Source organism: Thermococcus sp., assembly GCF_027011145.1.
GTDB lineage: Archaea > Methanobacteriota_B > Thermococci > Thermococcales > Thermococcaceae > Thermococcus.
In genome coordinates, this window is the sequence record NZ_JALVAO010000062.1 from 17,205 (window position 1) to 36,392 (window position 19,188).

The following is a 19,188-nucleotide window of genomic DNA, read 5'->3' on the forward strand; positions in this document are numbered from 1 at the left end:
CGATTGGTTTTTAAAACCCATCGGGGAGTTGGTGCCATGAAGGTTGTTCTCATAGACGGCTACACCGATGAACCGGCAGGCTTGGGTGTTCCTCCGTATCTCGGAATCTACCCTAGATACGCCCACGGGGCCGTGAGAAAGGCCCGAAAGGACGCGCAGGTGTTTTACCTCACAATAGACGACCTGAGGGCCACGTTTCTGGGGGAAAAAGGTATAGCTACGAAGAACAAAACCCCCAACTTCCCCGCGGTTAGGGAGATACTTGAAAAGGCCGATGTAGTTGTTTACATCGGCGGTCTTCATACGCCTGGCAAATACCTCTCCGCCGTTCCGGGGAGCGTTGAGGAGATAGCCCGCTTCATAAGGGATTTGAAGGCTGTTAAAATCCTCGGCGGGCCGGCATTTATGGGCTCCGCATCGATGGGTGGAATCAGAATTACGAGCAGGGAGCTCCAGCTGGCGGAAAGCGTCTTTGACCACGTGGTTTACGGAGACCTTGAGGCCTTTCTATTCGACTACCTGAGAAATCCAAAGGACGCCAACCCCCTAAGGTTTCGAACCTACGAAGAGCTACGCGATTACGCAATCCTCGGTGCCGAGGTCGTCAGGCAGTTCCCGGACTTTCCTGACTTCGTGATAGTCGAGATTGAGACCCAGCGTGGCTGTCCAAAGGCGATGGGCATAGGCGGTTGCTCCTTCTGCACAGAACCGGTTCGCTATAGAGTTGTCGAGGACAGACCGGTTGAGGATGTGGTTGCCGAGGTGAAGGCCCTCTACGACCTTGGAGTGAGACACTTCCGGGTTGGAAGGCAGAGCTGTATCTTCTCGTACATGGCGAAACCGAACGGCAGGGTTCCGGTTCCAAATCCAGAGGCAATAGAAAAGCTCTTTGCCGGAATACGCTCCGTTGCTCCCGAGGTTAAAACGCTCCACGTCGACAACGCCAACCCAGCAGTGATAGCCAACTATCCCGAGGAGAGCATACGGATTGCAAAGGCCCTCATAAAATACGGCACGCCGGGAAACGTTGTGGCTTTTGGCCTCGAGAGCGCTGATCCAAAGGTGGCCAAGCTCAACAACCTGAACGCGACCGCAGAGGAGACCTACGAGGCCGTTAGGATTCTCAACGAGGTCGGCGCGAGGAGGGGCTACAATGGGATGCCGTGGCTTCTGCCCGGGATAAACATAATCTTCGGCCTTCCGGGAGAGACAAAAAAGAGCTACGAAATAACCTTCCAGTTCCTTAAGAGGCTCCTCGACGATGGCCTCATGGTGAGGAGGATAAACATCCGGCAGGTGGTTGTCTTTCCCGGAACACCCCTGTGGCACATGAGGAGCAAGGTTAAAACTGAGAAGCACAAAAGGCTAATCCAGCACTACAGACACAAGATAAGGCACGAGATTGATTTGCCGATGCTCAAACGGGTCGTCCCTGTCGGGACCGTCCTGAAGGACGTTCGGGCGGAGGTTTTCGACAACGGGCTGACCTATGGGAGGCAGATTGGGAGCTACCCACTCATCGTTGGGATTCCAAAGCAAATCCAATTAAACAGGTTCTACGACGTTCTCATAGTTGACCATGGCTTCAGGAGCATTACCGGAATTCCTGTTCCAGTAAATATCAACCGAGAAAGCCCCAAGACCCTGGAACTTATTCCGGGAATCGGGAGGAAAACTGCCATCAAAATCCTCGCAAAGAGGCCCTTCAAGAGCGAGGACGAGTTTTTCAACCTCATCGGAGATGACAAAAGGGAAATACTGGGAGGAAAAATCAGCCTGTAGCCGAAACTATCTGGGGATTCTTCCCCTCAGGCCATTTGAACCCTATTATGTTCTCGATGAGGACTATCTCAGCACGAAGGGTCTCGTCGGTTTTGCCCTCTATCACTAGGAGGCCTTTTCTGGGAGCATAAACGCAGTTGCATTTTGCTCCCTCAGCCGGGCCTATGAGGAGCACCGTCAGGACTTTGTCGTTCCCCAGAGCACCCCTGCCAATGTCGAACTTCGTCCAGAAGCTTAGGTAAGCGATATCGTGCCTGAGCTGGGTCTGTTCGTAGGCATATTCCTTTGCACTGGTGTTGTTGTAACCCTTGGATTTAGCCAGCAGGTAGTAGTTCATTGAGAATATGCTTGAAACCAGTGCGGAAATTTCCGTAACTGCGGCCGTTCTAAACTGACAACTTCCGGGATATAACTGTGGATTTGATTTACATTCCTGAACACTAGGGTTTCCAATAACTATAACGAACTTGTCATACACACTCCTTAACGTAATGTTAAGGTCAACCTCCGGACTACCTGTTATGTAGCTCTTGAGCGTTATGTTAAACACCTTTGAGCCCGGTGGGAGTGATTTTCGAGCGCTCTCATATTGGGCAGGGCTCAAAACATAGAACTGGCCCCCCGAATACAGCACTATGTAGTGAGACTCTCCCTTGGGAGCTCCTGGATTTAGGACTGCAGAAAACTTCGAATAGCCGTAGAGAACATAAGAAACAGGCGTCAACACGACGAGCAGAACAATGATTAAAGCAACTATCTTTCTGCTCATTCAGAAAACCTCCCAAGTAAGAAACGAGAATGAAAAGAGAAGAGAGCTCACTCCTTCGCGAGCTCCGCAATGTACTTCATGAGTGCCTCAGCGGCAACCCTGGTTTCGTTCCTGGTGGCACCAGCGACTATGACAACGTCGTAGCCGCCGAGAGCCTTCGGAAGGTACTCGACGTCACCGGGGCTCTTGTACCAGTCAACCTTACTGATGTTGTGCTCAACAAGGTACTTGGTGACGCTGTTGGCGACAGGACCGCCGACAAGGATAAGGTTGCTTCCTGGGTCGCTAATGTTGATCTCGTAGTCCATGTAGACTATCGGCTGGGTAACCGGCTTGGGCACGATTGTGGTTGTGTAGATTCCCTCAATGGTGTAAGCGCTGTCAGGAAGCTGGTCACCGACCTTGAGCTCCTTCTCTATGACCTTGCCCTCCTTCTCCTTGAGGCAGATGTAGGCGTAGGCAACTATGAATTCCTTGCCTTTGGGAGCAGTGACGAACTCGCCACTGGCGGGGTTGTAGTACTCGGTGTAACCCTTCTGGACGTACTTGTACTTGAGGTCGTAGACGCCGAAGACGTCAATTGGGTTGCCCTCGAGGGTCTTGTCGTTGACGAGTGTTATGTTGGTGATGTATCCATCATTTGTTTTAACGGTAGCGTTCCATCCTTCGGCCGGGTGGAAGACCGGACCGAGAACCTGGATGTCATATTCAGCGGAAATACTGGCAATGATGTGGTTGTCGATACCAACGAAGGTGTCCTCGAGGGTAAGCACGAGGTCGGCCCTGTTGCCAGCGGCAGCAAGGCTGTCGTAGGTCTCGACCTGGCCGTTCTCCTCGAGGAAGTAGACTGACTCGCCCTTGTTGAGGATAACCTGACCGGTCTGGGCACCTGTGGCAGCGTCCTTGACTATGACGAGAGCCCTCGTCTCCTGGAGGTTGATGTCGAGGACAGTAACGACCCAGTTGGTTCCTGGTATGGTCTTGCTCTGGCCAACTTCATACCACATGGGGTTGTCGGCTGGGATCATGCCAGCGGTGAAGGTGTCGTTTCCAACCTCAAGGACGTGATAGCTCTGACCAAACACTGTAAAGTCCATTCCAGCGCTAACTCCCGGGAAGACCTCGCTGACTATAGTTCCACCGTTTGCTGCAACTTCCTCGGCATCGCCGATGTAGTACTTAGTAACGTTTTTGGTTATCTCTGTAGTGCCCCACTCTGGCTTGCCAAGAGTAATTTTCTCTGTGGTAGTAACGCTGTAGTTGTAGAGGACGTAGTCAACGAGTATGTTGAGCTTACCGGGAGCAACGACGAGGTCAGCCTTCTTCGGCGGAGCGGTCATGTTCCATTTAGTGGGGTCAAGGCTCTTGAGCTCGGGGTTAGCAATCGTAACGTGCCAGTCAACGCTGTACTTGCCAGCCTTGTCCTTTCCGGTCAGGGTAACGGGAACCTCAAAGGCGCTCTCCCACTCGGTGTAGTTTGCGGTAAAGGCAGCACCGTTCCACCAGTAGTCAGCCGGAAGCTGGTCGTAGCTGGTGGCCCAGCTGGTTATGTTGCTTATTCCGTGGTCAACAGTTATAGTTGTGTAGTTGTAAGCGTAAATTGTCCACATAGCCTCGGTAGCGGGAGGAATGACCTCTTTAACCTTAACGTATGCGTTCTGAGCTTCAACCTGCTGGGTTGTGTAGAGCAGGCTTCCAAGGGCAACGGCTATGTCAGCGGCGCTCGCAACATCCATAGCAGCGGCATTGCTTCCAACCACGATTTTAACGTTCGGAGTACCATCAGACTTAACGAAGAAGCTCTTCGGAATGTTCGGAACAGTGGTAGCACTGGCAAAGCCTATGGTTGCACCAATCATTGCGGCACCAACGGCGAGTGCCGCGATCTTCTTCACCTTCATTTCACAACACCTCCTTAAGTTGTTGGGCTAAAGCCCCATCTAAGTGTTGTCACTGTCATTTGGGACTCAAAGGGTATATATACTTTTCGCTTTCAGACCCTTTCACTGACCGAAAAAAGCTCGCCAATTGCCGTAAATGATAAAAGAAAGCTTAACTAAATGCCTATGGCAAATTCGCCTTTTGCCGATAATATCATTGGTTCGATATCAGAGCCCGCCTAACAGGCCTGCTGGTAAGCTCATTAACAAAGCCACCAATGTCAGTCAATGCGTTCTGAAGCTCTCCTGCGGTTACGTCTATTATCTCCGGCTCGATTATGGATATTGCAACGGGTGCATACTTTCCAACAAGCTGGAACAGTGTCTCGAAAGTAGACAGAAGCTCTACCGCCAGAAGCCCCTTAAACTCTCCAGCCTCTTCAGAGCCCTCAACAGCCAGCACGTTTATCAGGCATCCCTCTATTGAAAGCGCCTTTTTCATGATCTCTTCAACTGATTCCTTGTCTTTGCCTGAAACTTCGATTACAAGACGATAACGGATAAGCCTGTCGTCGAGAATCATTGACTCAATCTCCTCCCTTGAGTAGCCAATCCTGGGCTCTGGAACGTCGCTAAGGTCAGGATACGCCGCAAGACTTCCAAACCTGTTCATTAACTTCCCCATTACGAGTGCAACTTCACCAAGGACTTTCATAAGTTCCTTTGAGTCTAGCTCCAATTTTCCAGGGGAGAGAATCTCCACAATGGCGGGTCCGTATTTTAGAACGGCCCTGACGAGTTCGCCAAAAGTCCCCGCTACCTTTGCTTCAACCACGCCAGAATACTTCAGGAGCTCATCCTCGTTCTCAAGTATGTCCTCAACGTGAACGTCCTTAACCTCGACCAGAGTTTCCCCTTTCAACTCATTCACGATATTCTCTATAGCGCTTTCCAAAGCTTTCTTGTCGTTGGAAAGGCCTTCAATATAGAAAATCGCCTCAATCTTTTCCATTTTCACCACCACATCCCGGGATAACGCTTCTTTTTGTACGTCCCCACGATGGGAATTCTCTCACCGCAGTACTTGCACCTTCCATCCTCGCTGATGTTGTACTCGGTAATCTCGAAACCCCAGCGGACTATTAAAGGCTTTCCACACCTCGGGCAGTATGTGTTCTCCCCCGGATGGCCGGGCACGTTACCGATGTAGACGAACTTTAAGCCTTCTTCTTTAGCTATGCGGTAGGCCATGTCCATCGTCTCAAGCGGTGTTGGTGGGAGGTGCCTTAACTTGTAGTGGGGGAAGAAGCGTGAGAAGTGGACCGGCGTATCGTCGCCGAGCTCTTCCACAACCCAGCGGGCAAAGGCGCGTATTTCCTCCTCCCTATCGTTCAGGGTCGGGATTATCAGGTAGGTCAGCTCCACATGGATTCCAAACTCCTTCTTCGCTATTACCGCTGTTTTTCTGCTCGGTTCACCGCTTGGAACGCTAGCTATCTTCATGTAGAACTCGTCGCTGAAGGCCTTGATGTCTATGTTCATAGCGTCAATGTAAGGGGCCAGCTCCCTGAATGGTTCCTCGTTTATGTAGCCGTTGGTTATGAGGAGGTTGTAGATTCCCTCTTCTTTAGCGAGCTTAGCCGTGTCCAGAACGAACTCGTACCAGATGACCGGCTCGTTGTAGGTGTATGCTATGCTCTCACAGCCGTAGCGCTTCGCTATTGCCACCACCATCTCAGGACTCATGTCGTGAAGGTAAGGAAAGCTCTCATCGGCCTGGCTAATCTCCCAGTTCTGACAGTGCTTGCAGTGCATGTTACAGCCGACCGAGCTTATCGAGAGGGCACACGAACCCGGCCAGAAGTGGAAGAGTGGCTTTTTCTCAACGGGGTCCGCTCCGATGGCCGAAACCTTTCCGTAGTTAAGGGTGTAGAGCTTTCCACCGATGTTCTTCCTAACCCTACAGGAACCCCTCTTCCCCTCGCTGATTATACAGTTGAGCGGGCAGAGCTTACACCTCACGCGGTTGTTATCGAGTGGCTCCCACCACATCGCCTCGCGCATTTTCCTCACCCCCTTTAACTACCCCCGGGTGCGTTTAAGCTTTTGGTATTCCTCGTAGAACTCCCGGAGGGTCATGAATCTGGCGCCGTTTCCAAGGTGAAACTCAATCAGCTTTCTCAACTTTTCAAGGGCTCCCCTCCCTGTTCCGAACCAGCAGTCGGGTCTGAGCCTTTTAGGCATGTCCACGAACTCCCAGGGGTGGAAGATGTAAACAATCGGACTCTCAAACCTCCTGTGGAAGCCCCTCTGAAGGGCCCAGGGAAGCCTCGTGACTATCGAAGTTGTCGTCGCTGGAACCTCAAGAAGGCCGTGGAGCTCCATGACTCCCCTCCTCCAGCCCTTGTGCCTGGCCTTTGTCGAGTCAACCTTGAAACCGAGCTTTGCCAGGATTCCGTAGTATTCGTCTGGAAACTGGAAGTTTGGTGCTCGAAAAGAAATAACCTCTCCAAATTGGGAGAGAGTTTCCATTGCCTCCCTCAACCTTCGCTCTGCTTCTCCCTGAGGCAGTCTGTCAAAGCGCTCGTGTTCGAGACCATGACAGCCGAGCTCGTGTTTTTTACCGGCGCGTCTTGCCAGTTCCGGGAACTCCTCCGCGATTCTCCCAGTGAAGAGGAAAGTCCCCCTGATTTCAAACTCCTCGAGCAGGTCCATTACCCTCGGGAGGCCCTCCTCCATTCCCCTCCTTGTCTCCGCGAAGGGAGGACAGTCCTGCTCAACGTCAAAGGTGAGCATGACGATTTTACCCATTCTCAGCCACCTCGTCGAGAACCTCGCGGTAGAGGGAGACAATTCTCCTTACAACCACGTTCCAGTCGTAGACCCTCTCAACTCGCCTCTTCCCGAGACGGCTCAGTCTCTTCTCAACGCTCTGGTTGTTGAGGACAAGGTTTATTGCGTTGGCCAGCTCCCCGGCGTTTCCCGGCGGAACAAGAATACCACAGCCGTCTATTATCTCGGGGATTCCTCCAACACGGGTTCCTATAACCGGCACACCCGAGGCCATCGCCTCGAGGAGGACTATTCCAAAGGCCTCGCTGAGGCTTGGCAGAACGAAGACGTCGCTGGCGCGATAGAGAAGTGGAAGCTTAGAGTAATCCACGAGTCCAAGAAATCTGACCTTATCCTTTATCCCAAGCAGTTTGGCCCTCTCCCTCAGAAGGGGGAGCATGCTCCCCTGACCGGCTACGAGAAGCGTCCCATCAACGTGTTTCATGGCGTTTATAAGGGTCCCCACACCTTTTCTCGGCTCCAGCCTGCCCACATACAGGATTACCCTCTCCCCGAGACCCAGCTTTTCCTTGGCTTCCTCCTTCGAAAGGGGTATGTCAAAAAATCCCACGTTGACCCCGTTCTGGATTACCTCCACCGGAACGCGGGTGAAACGCCTTATGAAGTCCTTTGAGGCTTTGCTGACTGCTATTATCCTGTGGGGGTTCCTGAGGTGGTATTTGAAGTAGGGAAACGTAACCCTGGCCAGCGCCCTAATCACTGAGGAGTTCTCGTAGTTTATGCTGTGCGTTGTTATCAGCGTTGCCTTCCCTATCTTCCTGCCGGCGGAGACGGCTTTCAGTGCCAGAGGTGTAAAAGCGTGCTGGCCGTGGACAACGTCGTAACCCTCGATGTAGGGAATCATTTTGGAGGCATTGTGAGACAAAACGCTCATATTTATCCCAACTTTACCCAGGGTATAACCAGGAACCTTTATTAGATATATTCCATTTTCTTTTAACTCCATTTCCTTTCCGGTTATGCGATTGTTTGTGATTATAGCAACCTCGTGGCCTAGACTCCTGAGGTAAAGCGCGAGGTCATGCATATGAACGGCAACGCCACCGAGCTTGGGGTAATACCAGTCGCTCACCAGCGCGATTTTAAGGCTCTCCATACTTCCCTTCCCCCGATGTGCAAGATAACGGAGACGGAGTTTGTCGCTGTCTCTGTATTGTTAAGCCCACCTAATCCGGCAGACAGTTAGAAAATTCCATTATAAACCTTCTGCCGACTTAGATGTTCCCAGCCCAAGGGAAGAAGAGGCTTCCTGTCTTTATTAGAAACAAAGTAAACGCCATTCCCCTCAACAACCCTTCCGATTACGGAGAACTCAATGCCAAGCCCCTCAACTAGTTCCGGCTTCACGGTAAAGACAAGCTCGAACTCCTCACCGCTCGCTATAACCAGCTCCACTGGGTCAAGGCCCAAAAGCTCCGCCACTTCCTTCACGCCTTCCCCAACTGGCAGTTTTTCAGGGTAAACCTCAATCCCTACTCCGCTCATTCCAGCCAAGAGGTGGAGCTCCTTGGCCAGGCCGTCGCTTACGTCTATTGCAGAGCTGGCAACTTTCGAGAGGGCCAACCCCTCCCTAACCCTCGCCTTGGGCTCAAGGAACTTCTCGTAGAGTTTTTTCTTAACTCGCTTGGATAAATCGAGTTCGTTCTTCCAGACCAGATAGCCGGCAAGGGCCCTCCCCAAATCACCGGTAACGCAGACCAAATCACCCAGTTTTGCCCCGGAGCGGGTGAGAAGCGTCTCAGTTATTCCAAGAGCGATGCCATCTATTATCAAATCGTCGGCCTCGTTTGTGTCGGCGCTTAAAACGGGAACCTCGTAGAATTCTAAAGCCTTCTCAATCCCCCTCGCTATCCCTTCGAGGTATTCGGCGTCCAAATCCCCCGGTATTCCAAGCGAGAAGAGGAAGCCTATGGGCCTGGCTCCCATAGCTGAAACATCGCTCACGTTCATCGTTACCGCCTTAAAGCCGGCCTGCTCGGGAGTCATTATATCTGGAACGTCAGTCCTTCTGACGAGCATGTCGTTTGTGGCAACAAGCCATGCCTTTCCGAACCTGATTGCCCCTGCATCGTCCCCGAGGGGTAAATCACCCTGCCTTTTGAGGTGTCTGAGGAAGAGTTCAATGATTTCGGATTCCCTCAAGGTTTCACCCCCAAGAGCCACCGCCATAGGGGTACTAGCTTTACGCGACCGATTTCCCCCTCATCGTCCCAGGTTATCAAGGTCCTCTCGTGAACGGGAATAAGCTTTGATGCCTCCCCAAGGGCTTTGATTTCCCTCTCTAATGTGTCCCCTTCGGGAGAGCGCGTTACCTGAATTAACCTGTACGAATCCCCCTCCCTTATCACGAAATCAACCTCGAACCTCTGGGTTTTGAGGTAGTACGGTCTAATCCCCATGCGAAGAAGCTCAGTTAAAACCACTGACTCCATTAGTCTTCCCAGTTCCAAGTTTTCCTTAAAGACTCTCACGAGGCCAGTGTCGATGAGATAGACTTTGGGCAGGGCCTTCTCGCTCTCCCGGGGTGGCGCTAGCTTCTTGACCCTAACAACGAGGTAAGCGTCCTCAAGGTGCTCAAGATAAGCCGAAAGCGTGTTCCTGTTGGCTTCTATCCCAATTCCCCTCATGTACCTGGCCGTTCTGTTTATTGAGAACTCCCTGCCAAAGGACGAGCCGATGAGTCTCAGCAAAAGCCTAAGCGCCCTCGTGTTCTTCACTCCAAAGCGCTCAACAACATCCCGATACAGTATCAGATCAACGTAGCCTTCAAGGGTCTTCCTCTTCAAAAGCTCCGACTTCTCCAGGACCACCTCGGGAAAACCTCCCCATCTGAGATACTCTTCGAGAAGGGCCTTGATTCTGGCCTTTTTTGGGAGGGATTCCCCTGGTTCGAAGGACTTGGCCCTCAAAAACTCCCTGAAGGAAAAGGGATACAGCTCAAAGGAGACTCCCCTACCCCTGAGCTGAGTCGCGATTTCCCTGCTTAGGAGCTTTGAGGAGGAGCCCGATACAAAAACCGTATGGCCAAGTGAGACAGCCCTCTTGACAAACAACTCCCATTTTTGGACTTCCTGAACCTCATCAAGGAAAAGAACGCCCCTTCTCTCGTCGTGAATTTCGTGAAATACCTCAAGGAGCTCCCCTAGAGTGTCGAGGGTTGGTGGATAGAGCCTGTCGTCATCTAAGGGCAAATAGAGGGCAGGGATTTGAGAAAGCAGGCGCTTAAATCTCTGGAGCATGTAGAAGCTTTTTCCAGCCCTTCTGGGGCCTGTTATAGCTATGGCCCTCGGAACCCTGGGAAGGGGGACCTCAAGTTCCCTCTCAACTCCATCTACCTCAACCTCAAGGTAGTCCTCCACGACCTCCCTGACTATGCCCATTTTCTACACCTTATTACCAATTTTAATCTTCAATTTCTTAAAAATCTTGCCAATTTTAGCCAGCAATTTTCTCCAAATCTTGCCAGTTACGTTTGGCAATCTCATCTACGCTTCAGGAACTCCGTTATGCTCCTCTGCTTTGGTTTTTCCTCGGGAAGCTCGATGTCAACGCTGTCCAGTTCCTCTATTTTCGCCCTCCTAATCTCCTCTGGAAGTCTTATCTCCCCGTATTTTCCTCCCCCGCCGGGAATTACGATTAGCTTTTCGTTCCTGTAGGCCCAGATGGCTTTCGCAACGTCCTCATGAACCCTGGCGAGCTCTCTGACCGGTACGTCAACGAGAACTCTAATCTCGCTCCCAAAGTCCCTTAAAAAGCGCTCCCAGATTACCCTTACTGCCTTTGTTTCGACTCCTTTGCCGATTACCATCGCTATTATCTCCGCAAGAGGGGCTAGCCTTAGATACGGGGGCCTGTCCTCGGGCCTCTCGTTGGTATCGGCCAGCTCCAGAATTCTGTCCCTCACGCCCTTCTTTATCCTTCCACCGCACCTGGGACATTTCCATTTCAAAGCTTTGGCCTCCCCGAGGGAATAGTGGGTGTAACAGCGCGAGCATGCGGTGAGGTGGTACTTGCCAAGCCTCGGGTCGAGACCGGCGTTGAGAACGATTCTCCTGCCACCCAGTTTGAGGATGGCCTTTCTAATCTCCTCAAAGGTCGCCTCCCTAACATCGAAGCGGTTGAACTCCCTTCCGAGACGGTGGGGCATCGGTGAGTGAGCGTCGCTGTTGCTTAGATAGGTCAGCCTGTGGTGGGCCCTTATCATGTCGGCCATCTCGCTATTGGCGGAGAGGCCAAGCTCAAGGAAGTGGATTCTTGCGCTTCCATAGGCCTCCTTCAGGGAATCGTACTCCTTGTAAAGGCTCGTCCAAGGAGTGAATGCATGGGCCGGGCCTATGAGAACGTCGAGCTCGTTTGCCAGGTCGGCTATTTCAGAGGCTGAAAGGCTTAAGTGGGGCCTCCCTTCCGTATCGATGTCGCCCGAATAGGGCTTCAGCCTCTCGCGCATCTCCCTTACGGTCTCGATGCTCGGGAAAATCAGGACGTGGTGAACCCTCCTATTGTCCTCGACTTCCGTCGTCAGAAGAAACCTTACCCCCTTCCTCTCATAGGTTCCTTCGTCAACTTTTCTGGTGTATCTAAGGAGTTCCCTTTCCCACATCGGGTTAAGTATGTCGCCGGTTCCAACGATACCCAAACCCTTAAAGCGCGCGTTTTCAGCGAGGTTGGGAACCGTCATTGCCTTTGAGACGGCCTTTGAATAGCGCGAGTGAATGTGAAGGTCGGCATCGACGAGCATCGGACCACCTCATTCTATGTACATTCCTTCGAGACCGCGATAGTAGGCGCGGTATATGTCCCTTTTGGTGACGACGCCGATGAGTTTCCTGTTTCCCGGAGCCTTTACCACAGGCAGGAGGTTCTGGTCGTAGGCCATAAGTTTTTCTAAGGCATCCTGGGCCGTTTCTCCGGGGTAAGTTACACCGTAGGCCCTTCTGAGAAAACGCTTAACCCTGAGCCTCTTCATCGAGCTCGACCTTTTGAGAATGTCCTTTACTCCGATTATCCCAACCACTTCCAGGTTTTCGTTGACAACGGGGAAGCAGTCGTGGCCCGTTTCGGCTATTAAATGCTCGACCTCGAAGAGCGTCATGTTCTCTGTGACGTAAACTGGCTTTTTAGTCATAATTTCCTCGACGGAGATTGTTTCCAGGATAACCGGCTTTCCGGTCTTTATGTGGTAGCCCTTTCTGAGGAGCTTGAACGTGTAAACGGATTCACCCCGCAGGAAGAACCTCGCGCTGAGGAAGCCCATAGTTGCCGATGTCATGATGGCCGGCAGAACGGAGTAGCTCCTCGTTAGCTCGGTCACCATGAGTATCTGGGTGAGGGGTGCCTGCGTCATGCCGCTGAAAAAGGCCGCCATTCCAGCCAGGGCGTAAACGGTAGGATTAGTACCGAAGGAGGGGAAGAGACTACCAACAGTCAGCCCGAAGGCCGCGCCGAACATCGTCCCGATGTAGAGGCTAGGAGCAAAGACACCTCCGCTACTTCCAGAGCCCACAGTTAAAGCTGTTGCAATCATCTTCATCACCGCGAGGATTAGGAGCATTCCCACAGCCAGCTCACCGTAGAAGGCCATCCTCATACCTTCATAGCCTATACCGAAGATGCCGTAGTCCGGGAAGAGCATACCCAAGAGACCAACACCGAGACCTCCAATAACGGGTTTTACAGGCTCGGGAACCTTCAACCTATCAAAGCCGTCTATAAGCCCGTAGAGAAACCGGGCGTAAAAAGCGGCGAGGATTCCAAGAAAAAGACCTAGAAGGAAAAAGAACGGTAACTCGGGAAGTGTATGGCCTATTCCGCCAGGAATTTCTATTTCAAAGGCCCTGTTGAGTATGGCCAGCGTAACTGCGTTTCCTGTTATGGCCGAGAGGAAAATCGGGACGAGGTTTATCGAGAAAGCCCCCATGTAGACCACTTCCAGGGCGAACATCGCTCCAGCTAGAGGCGTGTTGAAGGTCCCCGCTATTCCCGCAGCTAAACCACAGGTGACGAGGAGCTTTTTCATCTCCCGCGAGAGATTGAACCACCTGGCGAGTATCGAAGTTAGAGATGCACCAATGAAGCCTATTGGGCCTTCCCTTCCAACGCTCCCTCCGGAACCAATTGTCACAGCCGTTGCCAGGGTTTTCAGTACCGCAAACTTACCCTGTATATCTCCACCCCGAAATATGACTGCCTCTATAACCTCCGGGATTCCATTCCCCTTTATCTCGGGGCATCTAGAAACTATGATTGCCACGATTCCGGCACCAATCGCCGGGAGAAGCATGTAACCCAAATTAAACCCTCTATAGTGAAGCGTAATCAACTGAAGGAGCTTTCCAAAGAAGAGGTTGTGGAAAAACCCAATCACGAGCCTGAAAACAACGGCACCGAGACCACCAGCTAGACCGGCTATTATTGAGAACCCAAGAACAAGGGTCCACTTCCTTATGTACTGGAGGGTCTCCCACTTCATCGTTTGAAGTTGAACCTTAAACTAAAAAGCTTAAGCTTTTATAGAGTCCCGACGAACCAAACCTGGTGAAAGGTATGAAGGTTGAGGGATTCGTGGCGTCTCTCAGAAACGCCGAGACAATCGGCGAGCTGTTCAAGATACTTCAGGAGAAGGGGGCACCCGTAGTGGAGCTCGATGGCCAGAGGTTCCTGATAGTTGTCGAGGGCGACTTCGAGGGGAGGCCCTTCTGGACGGAGATAAACGGCGAGAAGGCCAACCAGGCCCTGGGCGATGCTATGCTCAACTCCTCAAGCTTCCCCTTCAAGTGCAAGAGACCTTACACAGGAGGAAACGTCATTTTCGTCAACTTCGACGACATCGAGGTCGAGAAGTTCCTAGTTGCTTACCGCGACCCCGACTACGGAATTTTCTACATTGTTGAAAACGGCAAAGCACGGGAAATAACCAAGGAGGAGTACGAGAAGCTCAAGGAGGAGATGCCTGAGTTCAAGATAAAGAGCATGAGCGAGGAGCAGATGGACATGATGGGGGCCTTCTTCGGCTGAAAAAAGAAGGGAAATCACTGTCCCTTGAGTTCCCTTATTTTCTCCTTTGTCTCGTTGATTCTCTCGACCTTCTGGGCAACCTTCATGGCTTTTGCTTTCTCTATTTCTGCCTTAAACGCCCACTTCAGGAGCGGTGGTGTTATCAAAACTGAGACCGTTATGAATATCAGTGTGGCCGCTATGAAGTCCGGGGCATCGCTCGGAGGTATGGCACCGCCGTGGATTGCCACCATGAGGTCAACCAGGGCCACCTCCGTTCTTGGAATTGACCCGATACCCATCTGAAGGGACATCCAGAAGTTCTCCCTGGTGAACAGGAAGTCTCTACCTCTGCCCCAGGCCGTTATCCAGGCTCCGAAGCCCCTGCCTATTATCTTTCCGACGACAGCTATTGTGGTAAGGACCGTCGCTAGGATGAGGGCGTTTTCATGTTCAAAAACGGTGAGGTTAAGCATTGCACCTGTGTGAACGAAGAAGAACGGAATCAACAGGCCGTAACCGATGGCCCTCACGTCGTCCATTAGGCGCTTTCCTTCGGGGAGCTTGGAGAGTGTCAAACCCATCATGAAGGCACCTTCGATGGCGGCCGCAAACCAGCCTTCGGCCAGGGCCGCGAAGAGAAACATCATTCCAAGGGCCATTCCGAGGATTCCCTTCTCGACGTGAAGCCTCTCGGCGAATTTGATGTAGTAATCGACGAGATACCACCAGATGACGCCGGTTATCACAAAGAACGCGACTATCTTGAGAGTTAGATTCAACAGGCCACCGGTTCCAACGGCGAAGATAACGAGTGCTATACCCAAGAAATCATCCATAACACTCGCACTCAGGGAGGCGGCACCGACTTCGCTCTTGAGAACTCCCAAATCCATCATAACACGAACGGTCAGGCCGATGCTGGTAGCAGTCAAAAGTACGCCACCGGCGAAGGCCTCCCTGCTTGGGTAGCCCATCTCCATGAGGGCGAACCAGCCGAGAATCAACGGAACGAAAACACCCAAAACGGTGGAAACCGTGGCCGTAACGCCCGTCTTCTTAAGCTGGTCAATATCCGTATCGAGGGCACCGAGGAAGAGCAGGAATATTATACCAAGTTTGGCCAGAAAATTCGCTATGGCCGTAATGTCAGTCGTGAAACCCTGTCCGCTGACTATCGGAAGGTACTGGGGTGAGACTATACCGAAGTAAACGAGGTTTCCTAGAATCATGCCCATAACAAGCTCTCCCAAGACACCAGGGAGTTCAAAGCGCTCTATTATGCTATCCCCTATTTTCGCAAGGATTAGAGCTATTCCAATCGTTGCAAGGAGCCAGGTCACTGTTTCCATGAGGCACCACCCACCTTCATTAATCTTAGAAGTTCATCAATCAGTATCCTAAGGCTGACCTCTCCGACGAGCTTATCCCCCTCCACAACGGCCAGCACCTGAACCCTGTACTTCCTCATCTTCATGAGGGCATCAAGGACAGTTGCATCTTCCTCAATGGTTAGAGGATTTCTCTCGGCAACATCTCCCGCCTTAGTGGCACCTCCGAGGAGAGACTTCATAGTTCTGCTGGTCATGCCGAGCTTGAAACGATGCGCTTCTGGCGGAAGGAGGATGTCTATGACGTCGAGGTACCTTATAACCCCGACGAGATTCATGCTGTCCCTGTCCTTGACGACCCATACATGATGCCTTGTCCTGAGTATCTTGAGAACGCTCATTATGTCGGCATCTTCCGTAACTACCGGAAGGGACGTTACCCCGTGGTTAATGTCAGTAAGCCTAAGGGAGTGAAACGTCTTGAGTGCCTGCTCTATTTCCATTGGTCATCACCAGACTTTGATTAAAATAAAGTCATATTTAAGGGTTTGTGAAGAACCGTGGCCAGCGAGGGAATTTTTAGGTCATTGTACCAGAAAACTGACTCCTTCCACCATTTTGGGCTTCACAGTGGTTCAAGAGAAGGCACACTAGAAAACGACAACTTTTCTCCCTCAGGGTACCAATCCTCGAGTTTTAATTTTTGGGACTTTAGTTTTACCCTCTAAGGCATTTAAGACAATTTAAAACTATTTTAGGCAAAAATTCGAACGTACTGAGAAGTAATGAACCAAAAAGGATATAAGGACGTCGCCTGGGTGCCCTATAACCATGTACAGAATGATTCATTCAGATGGGCCACAGGGGTTACGGGGTGAGGCACATGATTGGGGCATCAGGATTGGCCAGTGTGGATACGGTGGTCTACGTTTTCTTCATAACCATGAGCATAGGCCTTGTATCCCTGCTCATAAGCCAAAAAACTAACATCTCTTACATTCCACTGTTTATATTCTTTGGAATACTGATTGGACCGATTCTCAACATTGTTAACAGGAACCTCGCTCACGTTCTCTTTGACTATGTGCGTGTCTTCGGTCTCGTCATGATACTCTTTACGGAGGGCCATAACCTCAGCCTTTTCCTCCTGAAAAAAAGACTCGGGACCGTTTTAACGCTCGATACCATAGGCCTCTTGGTCACGGCCCTTCTCTCAGGGGCGTTCTTCTCGTGGGTTTTCCACGCTCCTTTCGTTGTGGGCTTTCTCTTTGGAGCAATAATCTCGGCTACGGACCCGGCAACGCTCATTCCCCTCTTCAGACAGCATCGCGTCAGACAGGACATAGAAACGATAATAGTGACTGAGTCCATATTCAACGACCCCCTGGGTATCGTTCTCACTTCAGTGGCCATAGCCCTCTTGGTTCCACAGGCACCAAGTGCCCAAATTCTTGAGAGAATCGCGGGTTATATAGGCATATACCCAGCCGCGGTGGTGTTTTTCCTCTACCAAATGCTGGTCTCGATAGCTATAGGGATTGGAGTGGGCATTTTAGGATACTGGATTCTCAAAAAGGCAGGGGTTATGGATTTTCCCGACGTCGTCATATTCTCCCTGTCTCTAGCCTTTGGGGGGTTCCTCCTCGGCGAACTCGCCCATGCCTCCGGCTACCTCGTTGCGACAGTGACGGGGATAGTTCTAGGCAACCACAAGATATTCTTCAAGGAAGACCTCAAAACCGCGCGCTGGATAATCAGGGCTGTTGAGAAGGAGGTGCACTTCAACGAGAGCCTGGCCACGATTGCGACGATACTAATCTTCACACTCCTCGGGGCGAGCATCAACCTCTCGGTCATAGAGGACTACCTCTGGAGGGGAATCGCCCTAGCCCTTGCCATAATCCTCGTGGCCAGACCGATTTCAGCCCTACCAATCCTCAAGTGGCACGACTTTAGGGAGTACCTGTTCATATCCTTGGAAGGACCCAGAGGAGTCGTCCCCTCTGCCCTCGCGAGCCTTCCATTGACTCTTGGAATAACCTACAACAACGTTCAGCTCATTCACTGGGGTGAGATAATCCTCGGCGTCACCATAATAACCGTCCTAACCACCGTTATCGTCGAAACGCTTTGGGTTCCAATCCTTAGGGAGAAACTCCTCACGGTCAGGGACATAGTTAAAGAATTTGAAGAGGCCGGATACAAACCGGCTTCATAACCTTCCCATTTTTTCCATTGCCCCGATGAAGTAGAAAAGCAACTTTGCCCCCGTTAAAGCCGTCGGGTTGCCTAGCGTTTCTCCGGCGACCTCCATTATGTCGAAGCCCGCTATCCTTTTGTTCTCGACGAGCCACTCTATGGCCTCAACGACGTCCCAGAAAGCCAAGCCACCGGCCTCCGGCGTTCCTGTTGTCGGGACGAGAGGTAAATCAAAGACGTCTATGTCAACGGAGAGGTAGATGGGCTCAGGAAGAGGTTTGACGAGCTCAACGAATGCGTCAAAGCTGTAGTCCCTCGCGTGAACCCAGGAGATTCCGCTTCTCTCGGCGAACTCGACTTCTTCCCTCGTTCCGCTCCTGATTCCGAACATCGCTTCCCTGACTCCAAGCTCCGCTATCCTTCTCGCAACGCACGCGTGGTTGTAGGGGTTGTCCTCGTAGGAATCGCGGAGGTCGAGGTGTGCGTCGAAGACCACGTAGCTCTTGGGCCTCAAGGCCTTAACTGCTCCAAGCGTCTGGGAGTGCTCCCCGCCAAGGAGGATTGGTAGGGCTTTTGGATTCGCCTTTTTCAGCTCTTCAATGGTTTCCCTGACCCTGTCTGCGGTTTTTCTCGGGTCTCCGGCAACGACTGCAACGTCGCCTATGTCCGCTATCGGAAGTTCCGACAAATCAACGTCGTAATCGAGGATGTAGCTCTCGAGGTTGAGAGTCGCCTGCCTGATAAGACCAGGTCCAAAGCGCGCCCCCGCTTTATAGCTCGTCGTCCCGTCGAATGGAACGCCCAAGATGACGTACTTTGCGCTCTCTGGGTTGGTTAGAGGGAGCTCAAGCCTGAACGTTTCGTAGGTGTACAGGAACTCCATGCCACCACCGGGGCAAAAAAAGAGGGAGGGGTTTTAAAGCTACCTCACTATCATCACGGGCGGTTCAATGTGACCAACTACTTCCTCAAGGAGGGACCCTATCCTCGTCTTTCCGCTCTTACCGTAGGCGCCCATGACGACGAGCGAATACTTTCCGGAGTTGGCCTCCTTTAGTATTGTTTCCCTCGCGGGCCCCTCCGCTATCTTGAAGGAGCAGTTAACTCCCTCTTTTTGACCGAGTTCGAGCAGGGTTGTGAGCAGTTCCTTTACGTTCCTTTTGTTCTCCTCCCAGAGGGTCTCCTCAAAGCGCTTGATTTCCTCAAGTGAACCGCTCCTGACGCTGGCGTGGAAGGCGACGGCCCTCGCCTCACGCCTGTCCAGAACCGAGAAAAGGACCACCTTGGCCCTCTTTACTTTGGCTATTGCAAAGGCGTGTAAAGCCGCCTTCTGGCTCCACTTAGAGCCGTCAACGAGCACGAGTATCCTCATACGACCACC

17 protein-coding genes are annotated in these 19,188 nt (G+C 51.8%); 3 read left to right on the forward strand and 14 right to left on the reverse strand.

Going from position 1 to position 19,188, the window contains the following annotated elements:
* Nucleotides 1-36 precede the first annotated feature (36 nt).
* Nucleotides 37-1,782, forward strand: coding sequence for a radical SAM protein (locus MVG27_RS08435; protein ID WP_297556497.1), 1,746 nt, complete (start codon nucleotides 37-39; stop codon nucleotides 1,780-1,782).
* Here MVG27_RS08435 and MVG27_RS08440 read toward each other — a convergent pair.
* The 10 genes from MVG27_RS08440 to MVG27_RS08485 form a co-directional block, all read right to left on the reverse strand.
* The gene (locus MVG27_RS08440; protein ID WP_297548390.1) at nucleotides 1,772-2,551 is read right to left on the reverse strand and encodes a hypothetical protein; all 780 of its coding nucleotides are present in this window, start codon (nucleotides 2,549-2,551) and stop codon (nucleotides 1,772-1,774) included. The two genes, MVG27_RS08435 and MVG27_RS08440, sit on opposite strands and share 11 nt — an antisense overlap.
* Nucleotides 2,552-2,598: 47 nt before the next feature.
* Nucleotides 2,599-4,452 carry an S-layer protein gene (locus MVG27_RS08445; protein WP_297548392.1) on the reverse strand — a complete coding sequence of 618 codons (1,854 nt, stop codon included), beginning with the start codon at nucleotides 4,450-4,452 and terminating at the stop codon, nucleotides 2,599-2,601.
* Nucleotides 4,453-4,645: 193 nt separating this feature from the next.
* On the reverse strand, nucleotides 4,646-5,443 hold the full coding sequence (locus MVG27_RS08450) for a hypothetical protein (RefSeq protein WP_297548394.1): 798 nt from the start codon (nucleotides 5,441-5,443) through the stop codon (nucleotides 4,646-4,648).
* 2 nt (nucleotides 5,444-5,445) lie between these two features.
* On the reverse strand, nucleotides 5,446-6,495 hold the full coding sequence (gene amrS, locus MVG27_RS08455) for an AmmeMemoRadiSam system radical SAM enzyme (protein ID WP_297548408.1): 1,050 nt from the start codon (nucleotides 6,493-6,495) through the stop codon (nucleotides 5,446-5,448).
* Nucleotides 6,496-6,513: 18 nt separating this feature from the next.
* Nucleotides 6,514-7,242 (reverse strand): polysaccharide deacetylase family protein, encoded by a 729-nt coding sequence (locus MVG27_RS08460; RefSeq protein ID WP_297548396.1) that lies wholly within the window; start codon nucleotides 7,240-7,242, stop codon nucleotides 6,514-6,516.
* On the reverse strand, nucleotides 7,235-8,380 hold the full coding sequence (locus tag MVG27_RS08465) for a glycosyltransferase family 4 protein (protein WP_297548398.1): 1,146 nt from the start codon (nucleotides 8,378-8,380) through the stop codon (nucleotides 7,235-7,237). Before MVG27_RS08465 ends, MVG27_RS08460 begins: the two co-directional genes overlap by 8 nt.
* A gap of 86 nt (nucleotides 8,381-8,466) precedes the next feature.
* Nucleotides 8,467-9,426, reverse strand: a complete 960-nt coding sequence (locus MVG27_RS08470) for a thiamine-phosphate kinase (RefSeq protein ID WP_297548400.1) — start codon at nucleotides 9,424-9,426, stop codon at nucleotides 8,467-8,469.
* Entirely contained in the window at nucleotides 9,423-10,664 is a 1,242-nt protein-coding gene (locus MVG27_RS08475) for an ATP-binding protein (RefSeq protein WP_297556498.1), read from the reverse strand. Before MVG27_RS08475 ends, MVG27_RS08470 begins: the two co-directional genes overlap by 4 nt.
* Nucleotides 10,665-10,765: 101 nt before the next feature.
* On the reverse strand, nucleotides 10,766-12,022 hold the full coding sequence (locus MVG27_RS08480; RefSeq protein ID WP_297556499.1) for a TIGR00375 family protein: 1,257 nt from the start codon (nucleotides 12,020-12,022) through the stop codon (nucleotides 10,766-10,768).
* Between the two features lie 9 nt (nucleotides 12,023-12,031).
* On the reverse strand, nucleotides 12,032-13,753 hold the full coding sequence (locus MVG27_RS08485; protein WP_297548881.1) for a chloride channel protein: 1,722 nt from the start codon (nucleotides 13,751-13,753) through the stop codon (nucleotides 12,032-12,034).
* A 74-nt stretch (nucleotides 13,754-13,827) separates the two neighbouring features.
* Here MVG27_RS08485 and MVG27_RS08490 point away from each other — a divergent pair, with 74 nt between their 5' ends.
* A complete protein-coding gene (locus MVG27_RS08490) occupies nucleotides 13,828-14,298 on the forward strand; it encodes a hypothetical protein (protein ID WP_297556507.1) in 471 nt (156 codons plus the stop codon).
* Nucleotides 14,299-14,312: 14 nt separating this feature from the next.
* Here MVG27_RS08490 and MVG27_RS08495 read toward each other — a convergent pair whose 3' ends face one another.
* Together MVG27_RS08495 and MVG27_RS08500 are read right to left on the reverse strand one after the other, a co-directional pair.
* On the reverse strand, nucleotides 14,313-15,629 hold the full coding sequence (locus MVG27_RS08495) for a cation:proton antiporter (RefSeq protein WP_297548435.1): 1,317 nt from the start codon (nucleotides 15,627-15,629) through the stop codon (nucleotides 14,313-14,315).
* Nucleotides 15,617-16,111, reverse strand: a complete 495-nt coding sequence (locus tag MVG27_RS08500) for a CBS domain-containing protein (protein WP_297548433.1) — start codon at nucleotides 16,109-16,111, stop codon at nucleotides 15,617-15,619. Before MVG27_RS08500 ends, MVG27_RS08495 begins: the two co-directional genes overlap by 13 nt.
* Before the next feature lie 380 nt (nucleotides 16,112-16,491).
* On the opposite strand from MVG27_RS08500, the gene MVG27_RS08505 reads away from it, so the two are divergent.
* Nucleotides 16,492-17,826, forward strand: a complete 1,335-nt coding sequence (locus MVG27_RS08505; RefSeq protein ID WP_297548431.1) for a sodium:proton antiporter — start codon at nucleotides 16,492-16,494, stop codon at nucleotides 17,824-17,826.
* On the opposite strand, the gene speB is transcribed toward MVG27_RS08505, so the two are convergent.
* The gene (gene speB / locus MVG27_RS08510; protein WP_297548429.1) at nucleotides 17,821-18,690 is read right to left on the reverse strand and encodes an agmatinase; all 870 of its coding nucleotides are present in this window, start codon (nucleotides 18,688-18,690) and stop codon (nucleotides 17,821-17,823) included. The genes MVG27_RS08505 and speB overlap by 6 nt on opposite strands.
* 39 nt (nucleotides 18,691-18,729) lie before the next feature.
* Complete coding sequence (locus MVG27_RS08515) at nucleotides 18,730-19,179, reverse strand: universal stress protein (RefSeq protein WP_297066476.1); 450 nt, start codon at nucleotides 19,177-19,179, stop codon at nucleotides 18,730-18,732.
* Nucleotides 19,180-19,188: the final 9 nt, after the last annotated feature.